Annotated in this window: 14 protein-coding genes and 1 pseudogene; 13 read left to right on the top strand and 2 right to left on the bottom strand. The window is 65.0% G+C overall.

Features of this window, described 5'->3' with window-relative positions; translation table 11 throughout:
* Positions 1–332 precede the first annotated feature (332 nt).
* From LDB29_RS20010 to LDB29_RS19970, 9 genes and pseudogenes are all read left to right on the top strand, one after another.
* Positions 333–3,038: a ribonuclease E/G gene (locus LDB29_RS20010; protein WP_037484023.1), complete on the top strand. Its 2,706-nt coding sequence runs from the start codon at positions 333–335 to the stop codon at positions 3,036–3,038.
* Positions 3,039–3,498: 460 nt separating this feature from the next.
* Positions 3,499–4,851, top strand: coding sequence for a M48 family metalloprotease (locus tag LDB29_RS20005; RefSeq protein WP_025551797.1), 1,353 nt, complete (start codon positions 3,499–3,501; stop codon positions 4,849–4,851).
* Positions 4,848–5,618 carry a DsbA family protein gene (locus LDB29_RS20000; RefSeq protein WP_025551798.1) on the top strand — a complete coding sequence of 257 codons (771 nt, stop codon included), beginning with the start codon at positions 4,848–4,850 and terminating at the stop codon, positions 5,616–5,618. The genes LDB29_RS20005 and LDB29_RS20000 overlap by 4 nt, the downstream gene beginning before the upstream one ends.
* 334 nt (positions 5,619–5,952) lie before the next feature.
* On the top strand, positions 5,953–6,087 hold the full coding sequence (gene rpmH, locus LDB29_RS19995) for a 50S ribosomal protein L34 (protein WP_007683189.1): 135 nt from the start codon (positions 5,953–5,955) through the stop codon (positions 6,085–6,087).
* A 32-nt stretch (positions 6,088–6,119) separates the two neighbouring features.
* Positions 6,120–6,494: pseudogene (gene rnpA / locus LDB29_RS19990) on the top strand (ribonuclease P protein component); the annotation flags it as partial.
* Between the two features lie 110 nt (positions 6,495–6,604).
* On the top strand, positions 6,605–6,817 hold the full coding sequence (yidD, locus tag LDB29_RS19985) for a membrane protein insertion efficiency factor YidD (protein WP_025551802.1): 213 nt from the start codon (positions 6,605–6,607) through the stop codon (positions 6,815–6,817).
* Between the two features lie 34 nt (positions 6,818–6,851).
* Entirely contained in the window at positions 6,852–8,555 is a 1,704-nt protein-coding gene (gene yidC / locus LDB29_RS19980; RefSeq protein WP_044661518.1) for a membrane protein insertase YidC, read from the top strand.
* Positions 8,556–8,565: 10 nt separating this feature from the next.
* Entirely contained in the window at positions 8,566–9,213 is a 648-nt protein-coding gene (yihA, locus tag LDB29_RS19975) for a ribosome biogenesis GTP-binding protein YihA/YsxC (protein ID WP_025551804.1), read from the top strand.
* Between the two features lie 10 nt (positions 9,214–9,223).
* Positions 9,224–9,646, top strand: a complete 423-nt coding sequence (locus tag LDB29_RS19970) for a GFA family protein (RefSeq protein ID WP_025551806.1) — start codon at positions 9,224–9,226, stop codon at positions 9,644–9,646.
* A 35-nt stretch (positions 9,647–9,681) separates the two neighbouring features.
* Here LDB29_RS19970 and LDB29_RS19965 read toward each other — a convergent pair whose 3' ends face one another.
* A complete protein-coding gene (locus tag LDB29_RS19965) occupies positions 9,682–10,236 on the bottom strand; it encodes a 2'-5' RNA ligase family protein (RefSeq protein ID WP_257555555.1) in 555 nt (184 codons plus the stop codon).
* A 128-nt stretch (positions 10,237–10,364) separates the two neighbouring features.
* Here LDB29_RS19965 and LDB29_RS19960 point away from each other — a divergent pair, with 128 nt between their 5' ends.
* From LDB29_RS19960 to LDB29_RS19945, 4 genes are read left to right on the top strand one after another with little or no spacing between them, the layout of a single operon-like run.
* On the top strand, positions 10,365–10,799 hold the full coding sequence (locus tag LDB29_RS19960; RefSeq protein ID WP_373278268.1) for a pyridoxamine 5'-phosphate oxidase family protein: 435 nt from the start codon (positions 10,365–10,367) through the stop codon (positions 10,797–10,799).
* Positions 10,800–10,846: 47 nt separating this feature from the next.
* A complete protein-coding gene (locus LDB29_RS19955; protein ID WP_025551812.1) occupies positions 10,847–11,254 on the top strand; it encodes a DoxX family protein in 408 nt (135 codons plus the stop codon).
* A 52-nt stretch (positions 11,255–11,306) separates the two neighbouring features.
* Entirely contained in the window at positions 11,307–13,355 is a 2,049-nt protein-coding gene (locus tag LDB29_RS19950) for a carbon starvation CstA family protein (RefSeq protein WP_025551814.1), read from the top strand.
* The gene (locus LDB29_RS19945; protein WP_025551816.1) at positions 13,352–13,537 is read left to right on the top strand and encodes a YbdD/YjiX family protein; all 186 of its coding nucleotides are present in this window, start codon (positions 13,352–13,354) and stop codon (positions 13,535–13,537) included. The genes LDB29_RS19950 and LDB29_RS19945 overlap by 4 nt, the downstream gene beginning before the upstream one ends.
* A gap of 183 nt (positions 13,538–13,720) precedes the next feature.
* Here LDB29_RS19945 and LDB29_RS19940 read toward each other — a convergent pair whose 3' ends face one another.
* Positions 13,721–14,638, bottom strand: coding sequence for an XdhC family protein (locus LDB29_RS19940; RefSeq protein WP_025549297.1), 918 nt, complete (start codon positions 14,636–14,638; stop codon positions 13,721–13,723).
* Positions 14,639–14,707 lie beyond the last annotated feature (69 nt).

The raw sequence follows: 14,707 nt of genomic DNA, 5'->3' as shown, positions 1-14,707 counted from the left end.
TGACTGCTACCCATTCACATTCCTTGGAAACGCGCCTTTTCGGGCGACGTTCTTTCGGGGATATTCACGATGGCACCGGCGGGCGACAACGCCCGGAACCGATGCACGAACAGGTTGACGCTGCATGAGGCATGATTTCCAATCCACGCTGAACCCGATCCCGGGCGATGCGGCGTGGTTGGTGGTGTCCGGCACATGGTCCGGCCCTGCCCCGGCAGCAGACACGCAATTTTCCATGCCAAACCGGGCGATGCAGCAACTCGCGCCGCCCCCTTACTATCGCGCGGCAGCCCGGCCCAGTGCCGTCGGCCGCCAGCGCCGGAGAACAATAAATGACAATGCGTATGCTGATCGATGCGCGCCACCGGGAAGAAACCCGGGTCGCGGTCGTCAAAGGTAACCGGATCGAGGAGTTCGACTTCGAATCGGCCGAGCACAAGCAGCTCAAGGGCAATATCTACCTCGCCAAGGTCACTCGCGTAGAACCGTCGTTGCAGGCGGCCTTCGTCGATTATGGCGGCAATCGGCACGGTTTCCTGGCTTTCAGCGAAATCCACCCCGACTATTATCAGATCCCCCGCGAGGACCGCGAAGCGCTGCTGCGCGAGGAACGCGCCCATGCGGAGGAAGAGGCCGCGCTGCGCGCCGAGGTCGAGGATGACGAGGATGTCGCCGCCGACGGCGGGCTGGAAGTTGTCGAGGCCACCCATCATCATGACGATGAGGATCATGGCGAGGAAACGGCCGAGAACGGCAATGGCGGCGATAACGGCAGGGGCCGCGGCCGCCGCGGCAAGGGCGACGATGCCGCCGACGAACTGCGCCGCAAGCGCATGGCGCTGCGCCGCCGCTACAAGATCCAGGACGTCATCAAGCGCCGCCAGGTGCTGCTGGTGCAGGTCGTCAAGGAGGAGCGCGGCAACAAGGGCGCGGCGCTGACCACTTACCTGTCGCTTGCCGGCCGTTATTGCGTGCTGATGCCCAACACCAGCCATGGCGGCGGCATTTCGCGCAAGATCAGCAACGCCGCCGACCGCAAGCGGCTGAAGTCGATCATCGCGGAGATGAACCTGCCCTCCACCATGGGCTGCATCGTCCGCACCGCGGGCCTCCAGCGCACCAAGCCGGAGATCAAGCGCGACTTCGACTATCTGGCGCGCCTGTGGGACGAAATCCGCGAGAAAACGCTGAAGTCGGACGCGCCCGCGCTGATCCACAATGACAGCGACCTCATCAAGCGGGCGATCCGCGACATCTACAACAAGGATATTGAAGAGGTCATCGTCGAAGGCGAATATGGCTATAAGGCGGCCAAGGACTTCATGAAGCTGCTGATGCCCAGCCATGCGCGCCGGGTGAAGCAATATGCCGACGCCGTGTCGCTGTTCCAGCGGGCCAGCGTCGAGGACCAGCTCGCGGCGATGTACAATCCTGTCGTGCAGCTCAAGTCCGGCGGCTATCTGGTCATCAATCCGACCGAGGCGCTGGTTTCGATCGACATCAACTCCGGCCGGTCGACCCGCGAGCATGGCATCGAGCAGACCGCTGTCGCCACCAATCTGGAAGCGGCGCGGGAGATTGCGCGCCAGCTGCGCCTGCGCGACATGGCGGGCCTGGTCGTCATCGACTTCATCGACATGGAGATGAACTCCAACATCCGCAAGGTCGAGAAGGCGATGAAGGAGGCGCTGAAGGACGATCGCGCCCGCATCCAGGTCGGCCGGATCTCCGGCTTCGGCCTCATGGAAATGAGCCGCCAGCGGCTGCGCACCGGCGTGCTGGAAGCATCGACCCGCCAGTGCCCGCATTGCGAAGGCACGGGGCTGGTCCGCACCGCTTCGTCGGCGGGCCTCAGCGCGCTGCGCATGCTGGAAGAGGAGGCGGCGCGTGGTCGCGGCAGCCTGATCACGCTGCGGGCGAGCCAGGAAGCGGCCTTCTACGTGCTCAACAACAAGCGCCGGGAGCTGGACGAGATCGAGCAGCGCTATGGCGTGCGCATCGCGATCCTGCCCGATGGCGAGGTCGAAGGCGCGCGTATGTCGGTCGAGGCCAGCGGGCCGCGTCCGGAGCGGGTGGTCGACTATACGCCGATCGCGGAAGAGGATGACGATCTCGACGTCATCGAGGAACTGGACGAGGAAGAGATCGAGGAAGTCGACGCCGCGCAGGAGGAACGCGCCGAGCGGGGCGAGGATCGCGGCGATGATCGGGAAGGAGGCGGCCGTCGCCGTCGCCGCCGTCGTCGCCGTCGCGGCGGTCAGCGCGACGAGCATCGCGCCGAGTCGGAGACCCAAGGCGAGGCTGGCGAGGACGCCGACAGCGCCGAAGAGGAAGCCGAGATCGAGGGCGAGACCGAGGCTGTTCCGGCCGAAGCCGCTGCCGAAGCGGAGGGCGAAGGCCGTCGCCGTGGCCGTCGGGGCCGCCGGGGCGGACGCCGCCGCCGCGAAGCGGGCGAGGAAGCGGTGAGCGAAGGCTCGGTTGCAAGCGAGGAAGCGGTCGAAGCCGTCGAGGCCGAAGTCGTTCAGGAACCTGTGGCGGAAGCAACGCCCGAAGCCCCTGCCGAGGAAGAAGCGCCCAAGACCCGCCGCCGCCCCCGTGCACGCAAGGCGAAGGAAAGCGCCGCGCCTGCCGCCGAAGCGGTGGAAGCCGTTGAGGTCGAAGCTCCCGTGGAAACGCCCGTCGAAGCCGTGCCGGAAGCCGCCGCCGCCGAAGAGGCGCCGGCCAAGCCCAAGCGCACGCGCCGCAAAAAGGCCGATCCGGTAGCGGAGGAAGCACCTGCTGCCGACGCTGCACCGGAAGCGGCCGCCGCCGAAGAGGCGCCGGCCAAGCCCAAGCGCACGCGTCGCAAGAAGGCCGATCCGGTGGTCGAGGAAGCCGTTGCCGCCGAGACCGCGCCATCCGTTGAAACGCCCGTCGAGGCCGTTCCATCCGATGAGGCTGCGGAGACGGTCATCGTGAACGGAGAAGCCGAAGCGGCAGACGAAGGTGACGATGGCGCGCCGCGCCGCGGCTGGTGGCAGCGCACCTTCGGCCAGTAAGCCGACAGGCGATGGAAAGACGCCGCTGTCTTGCCGCTTCGGGCGGCCGGACGGCGGCGTTTTCATTTTCGGAAGGCTGAAGTCCCCGGTGGGATTTTGCAGCTATTTCAGGACCTTCCTTATCCGTGGAGGGAGAAGGATGGGAAGCTTTGGCGACGAAGGAGCCGGGGCTGATCTGGATGAGAGGGGAGCGGGCCTGCGGCCCACGCGATCCTTTGGGTCGCACCCCCCTCACCCAGCTACGACTAGGCAGCAAGCTGCCAAGTCTGCGCAGCCCTCTCCCTCCAGGAAGAGGGATAAGCGGGTGTCCGCTTCCCGTCCAAAGCCCCTATTGGACCTGCCGCTTTATGGGCTACATAACGCCTTTCAGTTGCCGTTCATCCCCTAGACGGCATTGACAGTCAGCGATGGAGCCTCTTCCCCTGCCCCGCACCGCCCCTGCACGCCGAACCTTCCTCGCATGACCGCGCGCTGGCTTCGTTTCGCGGCCATTGCCGTCGCATCGCTCGCCCTCTTGTCGCGCCCAGCCGCGGCGCAGCAGATCCTGCGGGACGCGGAGACAGAGGCGTTCATGGCCGACATGTCCGCACCGCTGGTCCAGGCGGCCGGCATGGAGCCGCGCAATGTCCAGGTGCTGGTCATCAACGATCCCAATATCAACGCCTTCGTGGCGGGCGGCCAATATGTCTGGGTGCATAGCGGGCTGATCGCGGCCGCCGACAATGTAAACCAGGTGCAGGGCGTGGTCGCGCATGAACTCGGCCATATCGAGGGCGGCCATGTCATCCGTTACGGGGAAGGGATGAAGGAGGCGACCGGCATCACCCTGCTCAGCCTGGTGCTGGGCGCGGCGGCGATCGCGGCGGGCGGCGCGGAAGCGGGCATGGGCATATTGGGCATGGGGCAGCAGGCGGCGATGGGCAAGTTCCTGGCCTTTTCGCGGGCGCAGGAAAGCTCCGCCGACCTTGCCGGCGCGCGCTATCTCAGCAAGGCGGGGGTTTCGGGCAAGGGCAGCCTGGAATTCTTCAAGAAGCTGCAGAACCAGGAATATCGCCTCGCCATTCCGCAGGACGACAGTTACGGCCGCACCCACCCCCTTTCAGGCGAGCGCATCAATGTGCTGCGGGAAGTCTATACGGTCGATCCCGCCTGGGACAAGCCGATAGACCCGAAGCTGGAGGCGCGGTTCGAACGGATCAAGGCAAAGCTTGTCGGCTTCGTGTCGGAACCGAACCAAACCCTGCTCAAATATCCCGAAAGCGACCAGTCGCTGCCGGCGCATTATGCCCGCGCCTATGCCTGGCACAAGAGCGCCTATCCGGACAAGGCTCTGGCGGAGGTCGACGCCCTGCTGGCCGCCGCGCCGCACGATCCCTATTTTCTGGAACTGAAGGGGCAGGTGCTGCTGGAAAGCGGCAAGCCCGCCGACGCCATCCCGCCGCTGCGGGAGGCCGTGCAGCTCACCAACCAGCCGCTGATCGCCACGCTGCTGGGCCATGCGTTGATCGCGACGGAAAATGACGCGAATTTCGCGGAGGCGGAAAAGGTGCTGCGCAACGCCATTGCACGGGACCGGGAAAATCCCTTCGCCTGGTACCAGTTGGGCGTGGTCTATGAACATCGCGGCGACCTACCCCGCGCCGCGCTGGCGACGGCGGAACGCTATTCGATGATGGGCGAGGATCAGATGGCGCTGCGCAGCGCCGACGCCGCAATGCAGGGATTGAAGCCAGGCACGGTTGACTATCTGCGCGCGCAGGATATCGCCATGGTTTCCCGCGCAGCCGTCGAGCAGAAGCGAAAGAAACGATGACAGATCAAAGGCGGCCCAGCTTTCGCGCAGCGCTTTCCAACAGGACCATCATGATGACCCTTGGCGTTTTCGCCTTCATCGCCGCCACCGCGACGGGCGCGGCGCTCGGCACCCAGAGCACGGGCCGCGTCGACGCCGGGGACAAGGCCGCCATCGAGCAGATCGTGCACGACTATATCCTGGAACATCCCGAGATCATCCCGCAAGCCGTCGAGAAGCTGCAGGCGAAGCGGATGTCGGGCATGATCGACGCCAGTCGCAAGACGATCGAGACCCCCTATGCCGGCGCGTGGGAAGGGGCCGCCAATGGCGATGTGACCGTGGTCGAATTTTTCGACTATGCCTGCGGCTATTGCCGGGCGTCGCTGCCCGATCTCGCCAGGCTGGTGGGTGAGGACAAGAGGGTGAAGGTCGTCTATCGCGAACTGCCGATCCTGTCCGACGAGAGCATCGATGCCGCGAAGGTGTCGCTGCTGGCGGCGGAGAAGAACCAGTATATGCCCTTCCACCGGGCGCTCTATGCAGCGGGCAAGGTAACGCATGAGACGATCCTCGCGGCGGCGGCGAAGGTCGGGATCGACGCGAAGGCGGCGCAGGCGGCGATCGCGGGGGGCAAATATGATGCGGAGATCCAGTCCAATATCGGGCTGGCGCAGAAACTGCAGGCAAGCGGCACGCCGACCTTCGTCATCGGGGGTCAGGTGCTGAACGGGGCCGTGGGCTATGACGCCCTGAAGGCCGCGGTGGCGTCGGCGCGGGGGAAGTAAGCGGCGGCTTCCGCGCGGTTTGCTGACCTTCCGCTTTCCTTGAAGTGCATCCCTTAAAGCGCACCCCATGAAGCGCACCGTGCTCCTGTGAAGCACTTGAATGAGACAGGCGGCTCATGAGAGCCAGGTTCCCACGGTATGATGATCCACGGACGGCAGCGCTTGACCGGAATCCGACATCGCGCTCAACCGTCCTCGAAACCATCACGACCTTCTCCTCCGCCATTGACTCGCCTCTCCCTTTTGCCTATCGGACGCCCCCTGACATGCGGCCGCCCGCCCGGCGGCCCTTTTTTGTCACGCCCGATTCTTTTAGTTTTTTGAGGAATGAACGATGAAGCGCACCTATCAGCCGAGCAATCTGGTTCGGAAGCGCCGTCACGGTTTCCGCGCTCGCATGGCGACCCCCGGCGGCCGCAACGTGCTGCGCGCTCGTCGTGCACGCGGCCGCAAGAGCCTGAGCGCCTGAACGACGCGCCGCTTGAGCGCGCGCCTGCGGTCATGACCCGGCGCGCTGATTTTCTGGCGGCGAATCGCGGGCGGCGCACGCCCATGCCAGGCTTTGTCCTGCTGGTGCGCGAACGCGGCGACGGCGATCCGGCGATGCGGTACGGCATCACGGTCACGAAAAAGATTGGCGGCGCTGTCATCCGCAACCGGATGAAGCGCCGCTTTCGCGTTCTGGCGCGGGATCTGTTGCCCGCGCATGGCATAGCCGGAGCGGATCATGTGCTGATCGGGCGCGCCGAGGGTATCGAGCGCGACTTCGGCCTGCTTCGCCGGGAGCTGGAAAAGGCGCTGGGCAAGGTGATGAGCCGGCCTGTTGATGAGGCGCCGCGCAGGAAGGGGCGGCCTTCCCCTCCGAAAGACACGGCGCCCCTGCGCAGGCAGGAACCCGGATTCGAGGTGGCGACGGAAGGCAGCGGCGGAACGGGCTTCCCGCCTTCGCAAGAACATGGCAGGGGCAGACATGGCAGGGACAGGCCGTGATCGCCCGCCTTTTCATCCTGATCGCGCGCTTCTGGCAGCTTGGGCCTTCGCGCATTTTGCCTCCTTCCTGCCGCTATGCGCCCTCCTGTTCCGAATATGCGATTCAGGCGATCGGCAAATATGGTGCGGTGAAGGGTAGCTGGCTGGCCACGAAGCGGCTAATGCGATGCCACCCATGGGGCGGTTCGGGTTACGATCCGGTCCCCTGATACGAATTTTCGAGATACGGCGGAGCCGACAAGCGTGGACGACAAGAAGAATATCATCCTGGCGGTGCTGCTGACCGCGGCGATCCTGTTCGGCTGGCCCTATGTCGCCAAATATTTCTTCCCCGCCGCCAATCCGCCGGCCACGAAGATCGAGGGCGGCAAGACCACGCCGCTCACCCCGTCCGGCGCCGCCCCCGCGGCGGAAGGGTCCGCTGCGGTCCGCGACCTGGCGCTGGCGCTGAAGGACAGCCCGCGCGTGCCCATCCGCACGCCCAAGATCACCGGATCGATCAACCTGAAGGGCGCGCGCATCGACGACATCGTGCTGCCGACCTACAAGGAAACGATCGCCAAGGCGTCGCCGGCCATTCGCCTCTACAGCCCCAGCGGCACCCGGCACGCCTATTTCGCCGGCTTCGGCTGGCAGGGCGAAGGGGTGAAGACCCCGGACGGCAGCACGCTGTGGACGGCGTCGGCCAAGGAACTGACCCCGTCCAGCCCGGTCACGCTGACCTGGAACAATGGCGCGGGCCAGACCTTCGAGATCCGCTATTCCATCGACGAAAATTACATGATCACCGCGCAGCAGAAGGTGTCGAACAGCGGCGCCGGCGCGGTGGGCGTCAAGAGCTACGGCTATGTCAGCCGGGCGACTCCCTCGGCCGATCCCGACACCTGGACGATCCATGTCGGCCCGATGGGGGTGTTCAACGGCGCGGCCAATTATGACGTGAACTACAAGGATCTGGAAAAGGGTCCGGCGACGCAGAGCTTCCAGTCGACCGGCGGCTGGATCGGCTTCACCGACAAATATTGGCTCTCCGCCCTGATTCCCGACCAGAAGGCCGCCTTCACCGGCCAGATGCGTAAAGGTGCCGGCACGCAGTTCCAGACCGACGTGTCGCTGGCCCCCATCATGGTCGCGCCGGGCAAAGCAGTGACGCAGACCAACCGGCTGTTCGTCGGCGCCAAGGAGGTGAAGACGCTGGAAGCCTATCAGGACGCCGGCGTTCCGCTGTTCGACCGGGCGATCGACTGGGGCTGGTTCTACTGGTTCGAAAAGCCGATCTTCGCCCTGCTCCACTGGCTGTTCGAGCATATCGGCAATTTCGGCGTGGCGATCATCTGCCTGACCTTCGTGGTGCGCGGCCTGATGTTCCCCGTCGCCCAGCGCCAGTTCGCCAGCATGGCGGCGATGCGCGCGGTGCAGCCCAAGATGAAGGCGCTGCAGGAGAAATATAAGGACGACAAGCCCAAGCTCCAGCAGGAGATGATGGAGCTCTACAAGCGCGAGAAGGTGAATCCGCTCGCGGGCTGCCTGCCGATCTTCATCCAGATCCCGATCTTCTTCGCGCTGTACAAGGTGTTGCAGCTCACCATCGAAATGCGCCACCAGCCCTTCGTGCTGTGGATCAAGGATCTGAGCGCGCCCGATCCGCTGCACATCGTCAACCTGTTCGGCCTGTTGCCCTTCACCCCGCCCGCCTTCCTGGGGATCGGCGTGCTGGCGCTGCTGCTGGGCATCAGCATGTACTTCCAGTTCAAGCTGAACCCGGCGCAGATGGACCCGATGCAGCAGCAGGTGTTCGCGATCATGCCGTGGATGATGATGTTCATCATGGCGCCCTTCGCGGCGGGCCTGCTGGTCTACTGGATCACCAACAACTGCCTGTCGATGTTGCAGCAATGGTGGCTCTACAAGCGCCACCCGCAACTCAGCGCCGCGACCGCGAAATAAGGCCGGGGCGTTGACCGAACAGGAACAGGCTGAATTGATCGAGGAAGCGCGCAAGGTCTTTGCCGGCCCCATCGCCTTCCTCAAATCCGCGCCCGACCTCAAATTCCTGCCCGACATGGCGGTGAACGAGGTGGCATTTGCGGGCCGGTCCAATGTCGGCAAATCATCGTTGCTGAATGCGCTGACGAACCGCAACGGCCTTGCCCGCACGTCCAATACGCCGGGACGGACGCAGGAGCTGAATTTCTTCGACGTGGGCGATCCGTTGCGCTTCCGGCTGGTCGACATGCCGGGCTATGGCTACGCCCGCGCGCCCAAGGACATGGTGCGCAAATGGCGGTTCCTGGTGAACGACTATCTGCGCGGGCGGGCGAAGCTGAAGCGCACGCTGGTGCTGATCGACAGCCGCCACGGCATCAAGGATGTCGATACCGACATCCTCGACATGCTGGACGCTGCGGCGGTCAGCTATCGCATCGTCCTGACCAAGGCGGACAAGGTGAAGGCCAGCCATCTTGCGGAGGTCCACGAGGCCGTGGCCGAGGCGATCCGCAAACGGCCCGCCGCGCATCCGGACATCATCGCGACGTCGAGCGAAAAGGGCATGGGACTTCCAGAATTGCGCGCCGCCGTGCTGGAAAGCGTGACCCAAGGGTGAGGCCCGGCCAATGGTGAGGATCACCTGCCTCTGCGGTCGGATCGGCCTGACGATCGAGAAACGCCCGGCGTTCATCAATGCATGCAACTGCACGCTGTGCAGCAAAACGGGCGCGCACTGGGCCTATCTCGACCCCCGCGAAGTGCGTGTCGAGGGCGCCACGCAAAGCTATTGCCGGGAGGACAAGGACGATCCGGCAGCGGAGGTCCAGTTTTGCGGTCGATGCGGATCGACCACCCATTTCACCCTATCCGCCAGCGCGGTATCCCGGTTCGGAAACGGCATGATGGGCGTCAACATGCGCCTGGCCGACGAACGCGATCTGGCGGGAATCGAACTGCGCTATCCTGACGGGCGGTCCTGGTCGGGCACGGGCGACTTCGGCTATGTGCGGGCGCCCCGGATCATCGGCCAGGACGCAAGTTCCGGCTGATCCCCGGCAGGCTTTCCTCGCGGGAGCCGAAGCGGTTAGAAAAGGCTGTACTGCCCACTTCCTTTCAGAGTCCAGGTGGCCAGGGTCTCATGATGCGTGCGCCCGACATGGCTGCATATCAGCATGAACCGGTCGACATGCCAGCCAAAGCCATCGACCCGACGCTGTTCCGGCAGGCCGTCGCGGTAGAACAGCGTCTGGTGCGGGCTGAAGCTCCAGCCGGGACGCAGCATCACCCCCGCGCCTTTCATGCCCGCCGCGATCTGCTTCTGAAGCGTGCCGAGCAACGGCACGCTATGGGACGGACGCAGGGCGGCGTACCGGTTGCCGATGCTGAGCCGGTCCAGCCGCAGGTCGAACGGTTCCGCCATCACGCCTGTCCCGGCGCGCATCAGCGCCTTGATCACCGCATAGGGATATTCGACATAATCGCAGGTGATCGCCAGCGTCACATGCTGGTGATCCACGGCGATGCGCCGGGCGCCGCCGGCGATGGCCTCCGCGAAATGATCCGTCTGGCGGGCGATCAGCAATGTGGGCTTCAGGGCGAAGAACAGGCGGAAGAGGGTCTTGCCGGGCTGGTTTTCCATGACATTTCGCTCCATGCGAATCGGTCGATCATGTTCATGATATGTTCTTTTCTTTCCCAAGGCGAATCCGGTGGAGCCGCCCCTGATTTCATGCGTTTGCGCGATAGGGGACAAGGAGAGTGACGATGATGCAATTGACGCTCGACAGTCTGGCGGAGAAGATGAAGGACATCGATTTCGCGATGCTGTCGACCCATGCCGACGGCGGCCAGATCGGCGCAAGGCCGATGAGCAACAACCAGGATGTCGCCTATGGCGGCGACAGCTTTTATTTCACCACTGAAGACACGCTGATGGTGAAGGACATCGAACGCGATCCGCGCGTCGGCCTGTCCTTTCAGGGGCGTACCGGGTTGCTCAAGCAGAACCCGCTGTTCATCGCCGTGGAGGGCCGCGCCGACCTGATCCGCGATCGCGATGCGTTCCGCGCGCATTGGAACAGCCAGTTGCAGGACTGGTTCGAGGAAGGGCCGGACACGCCCGGCCTTGTCATGATAAAGGTCCATGCGCAGCGCGCCCATGTCTGGGACGGCGAGAATGAGGCTGAACTGGAGCTTGGATGATTCGCGACGGCGCGAGGCCGCACGGCAGAGGGAGACGGGTCGCGCAAATGGTCCTGGCCTTGGCTTTTGGCCTGGCCGGAACCCTGCACCTGACCCGGCCCGGCGGCTTCGTCGCGATCACGCCTGACTGGGTTCCCGCACCCCATATGACGATCGCGCTGACCGGCGTGGCCGAGATCGCCGGCGCCATCGGCCTGATGCTGACGCCGCTGCGCAGGGCGGCAGGCATGGCTCTCGCGCTCTACGCCCTGTGCGTGTGGCCAGCCAATTTCCACCATGCCCTGAACGACATTCCGTTTGGCGGCGTGCATCTGAGCTGGTGGTATCACGGGCCGCGCCTGGCTGCGCAGCCGGTGATCATATGGTGGGCGCTCTGGGCAGGCGGAGCAACGGACTGGCCGTTCAAACGGCAGCGGGCACGCAGTCTGGTTTCCGGACAAGATGATTGTCTTTGAAGATTGCGGCTCTACTGTGCGCACTTTCCAACGAACAAGCGATCAGAGAGCGATGACCCGGCATATTCCCTGGATAATGATAGCGATTATGGGCGCGGTGGCGCTGTCGGTGGTGGCTGTATCCCGCGGCGAGGCGGTCAATGCGCTGTGGATCGTGGTGGCGGCGGTCAGCAGCTTCCTCGTCGCCTATCGCTATTATGGGCTCTACATCGCGCGAAATGTGATGCGGCTGGACCCGTCGCGGCCCACGCCCGCGATCCGGCGGGCCGATGGCCTCGACTATGTGGCGACCGACCGGACGGTGCTGTTCGGGCATCATTTCGCCGCCATTGCGGGCGCGGGCCCGCTGGTGGGACCGGTGCTGGCGGCGCAGATGGGCTATCTGCCCGGAACGCTCTGGATCATTGCGGGCGTGGTGCTGGCGGGCGCGGTGCAGGACTTCATGGTCCTCTTCATCTCCATGCGCCGCGACGGCAAGTCGCTGGGCGAGCTGATCCGCATGGAAATGGGGCAGGTTGCCGGGACCATCGCGCTGTTCGGCGCCTTCATGATCATGGTCATCATCCTCGCCGTGCTGGCGCTGATCGTGGTGAAGGCGCTGGCGGAAAGCCCCTGGGGCATGTTCACCGTGGCGGCGACGGTGCCGCTGGCGATGGCCATGGGCGCCTATACGCGCTGGATCAGGCCGGGGCGCATCGGTGAAGTGTCGCTGCTGGGACTGGTCGGGCTGCTCGCCGCCATCGTCTATGGGCAGAACATCGCCGCTTCGCCGGTCTGGGGGCCGGCCTTCACCTTCACGCCGGTGCAGCTTTGCTGGATCTTGATCGGCTATGGCGCGGTAGCGTCGGTATTGCCGGTTTGGCTGTTGCTGGCGCCGCGCGATTATCTGTCGACCTTCCTCAAGATCGGGGCGATCGCGGCGCTGGCGATCGGCATCGTCATCATGGCGCCGCCGCTCAAAATGCATGCCGTGACCCAGTTCGTGAACGGCAACGGGCCGGTCTGGTCGGGCGGATTGTTCCCCTTCCTGTTCATCACCATCGCCTGCGGGGCGGTTTCGGGCTTCCATGCCCTGATCGCCAGCGGCACCACGCCCAAGCTGATCGCCAGCGAAGCCCATGCGCCGATGATCGGCTATGGCGCGATGCTGATGGAGGCGTTCGTGGCGATCATGGCGCTGGTGGGCGCGTCGATCCTCGATCCGGGCATCTATTTCACGATGAACAGCCCTGCGGCGGTGATCGGCAAGGACGCGGGCAGCGCGGCGGCGGCGGTGACGGCCATGGGCTTCCCCATCTCGCCCGATCTGATCCTGCAGACCGCGAAGGATGTGGGCGAGCACAGCATCATCTCCCGCGCGGGTGGGGCGCCGACGCTGGCGGTGGCGATGGCGGAGATATTCTCCCATATCATGGGCGGGCCGGCGATGAAGGCCTTCTGGTATCATTTCGCGATCCTGTTCGAGGCATTGTTCATCCTGACAGCCGTGGATGCGGGGACGCGCGCCGGACGCTTCATGTTGCAGGATCTGATCGCGCTGGCGGTGCCCGCCTTCAAGGACAGCAAGAGCATGGCTCCCGGGGTCGTCGCAACGGCGCTGACCGTCGCGGCCTGGGGCTTCTTCCTCTATCAGGGCGTGACCGATCCGCTGGGCGGGGTGAACACGCTCTGGCCGGTGTTCGGCATTTCCAACCAGATGCTGGCGGCCATCGCACTGATGCTGGGAACGGCGGTGCTGTTCCGGATGAAGCGGGACCGCTTCGCCTGGGTGACGCTGATCCCGACCGCCTGGCTGCTGATCTGCACCCTGTCGGCGGGCTTCCTCAAGCTGTTTTCGGCCGATGCGAAGGTCGGTTTCCTGGCGCATGCCGCCCGGTTCAGCGCCGCGGCAGGCGATGGCGAGGTGCTGGCCCCGGCCAAGTCGATGGCGGAGATGCGGCAGATCATCTTCAACGACCGGATCGACGCGGCGCTGGTCGCGGTCTTCCTGTTCGTGGTGTTGGCGGTGCTGCTGTTCACCATCCGCACCTGCCTCGCCGCGCGGAAGGTGGCGGCGCCGACCGCACGGGAAATTCCGGCGCAACTGGTCCCGGCGGAATGAGCATCTTCCTCCACCGGCTGCGGCAGATGGCGCATATGATGGTCGGGGTGCCGGATTATGAGGCCTATCTGCGCCATATGCGGGCGCATCATCCCGAGCGTGCGCCGATGGACCGGACAGTCTTCTTCCGGGAGCGGCAGGAGGCGCGTTATGGGGGCAGAAATGGGGGGAAGTGCTGCTAGAGCCACTCGACATTCAGATGATGACGAGCCGAAAATGATGGTTTTCCGTGACCCGGAGCGCAGCCTACTCAAAGTAGGTGAGCACCGGAGGCGCGGAAAAGCGTCATTTGCAGGCCGTCAGGGCTGAATGTCGAGTGGCTCTAGGGCTGGCCGTCCTCCCCTTCGTTGATGGGGAGGCTTGGCTTAGCGCTTGGCGTTGAAGCCCGCGACCATGCCGGCTGCGATGGAGAGGGCGATTTCCGCCGCGCCTATCGCCCCTATGTCGAGGCCGGCGGGGCCGTCTATGCGCGCAAGTTCTTCCGCCGAAAAGCCCAGAGCAGCCAGCCGTTCCAACCGCGCCGCATGGCTTTTGCGCGATCCCAGCGCGGCGATGTAGCCCGTCGGCCCACGCAGCGCCGCCGCCAGGGCGGGATCATCGATCTTGATGTCGTGGCTGAGCGTCACGACCGCGGTGGATCCGCCGGGAAAACGGGCCGCAACCGCTTCGTCCGGCCAGCGGTCGTCCAGTTCGACGCCAGGGAAGCGCTCCTCCGTCAGGAAACGGCCGCGGGGATCGATGACGACGGGAGTGACGCCGATTGCCCGCGCCAGTGCGCTAAGCGACTGGGCGATCTGCACAGCACCGACGATCAGCAATCTGCGGGGCGGATCGTAGCGGTTGTGAAACTGCCCCTCCCCCGCCCCTTCCCGCGTGAGGCCGGTCGCAAGATCCGTCGACAGGGTGAGCGCCCTGCCCTTCTCGCTTTCCGCCGCGATCCGCTCGAACAATGCGGGGTCGAAGCCTTCCGGGCTGACCGGCTGGACCAGCACGCTGATTTCCCCGCCACAAGGCAGGCCGACCGCCCAGGCGTCGCCATCGGCCACGCCATAGGTTTCCAGATTAGCCGGCCGCCCCCCGATCACCTCCGCCGCGCGCTGGAGCACGTCGGTCTCGACGCATCCGCCGGATATGCTGCCTTCGAACCGGCCGTCCTCATGCACGATCATATGGCTGCCGCGCGGTCGGGGCGCGGAGCCCCAGGTCGACACCACCGTCGCCAGCGCCAGCCGCGCCCCACGCCATTCGGTGGCCTTGCGGATGACCGCGCCATTGTCGTTCAAAAGCCTGCCTCCCAGAGCGATTTCCAGCAATCGAACCGATCGCTGGTCAAGAAATCGCGGACAATAAAG

The organism is Sphingobium sp. CFD-2 (genome assembly GCF_024611135.1).
In the GTDB taxonomy this organism is placed as follows: domain Bacteria; phylum Pseudomonadota; class Alphaproteobacteria; order Sphingomonadales; family Sphingomonadaceae; genus Sphingobium; species Sphingobium fuliginis.
Note: the sequence above shows the minus strand (reverse complement) of the source record. Positions and strands in the feature narration are given on the sequence as shown.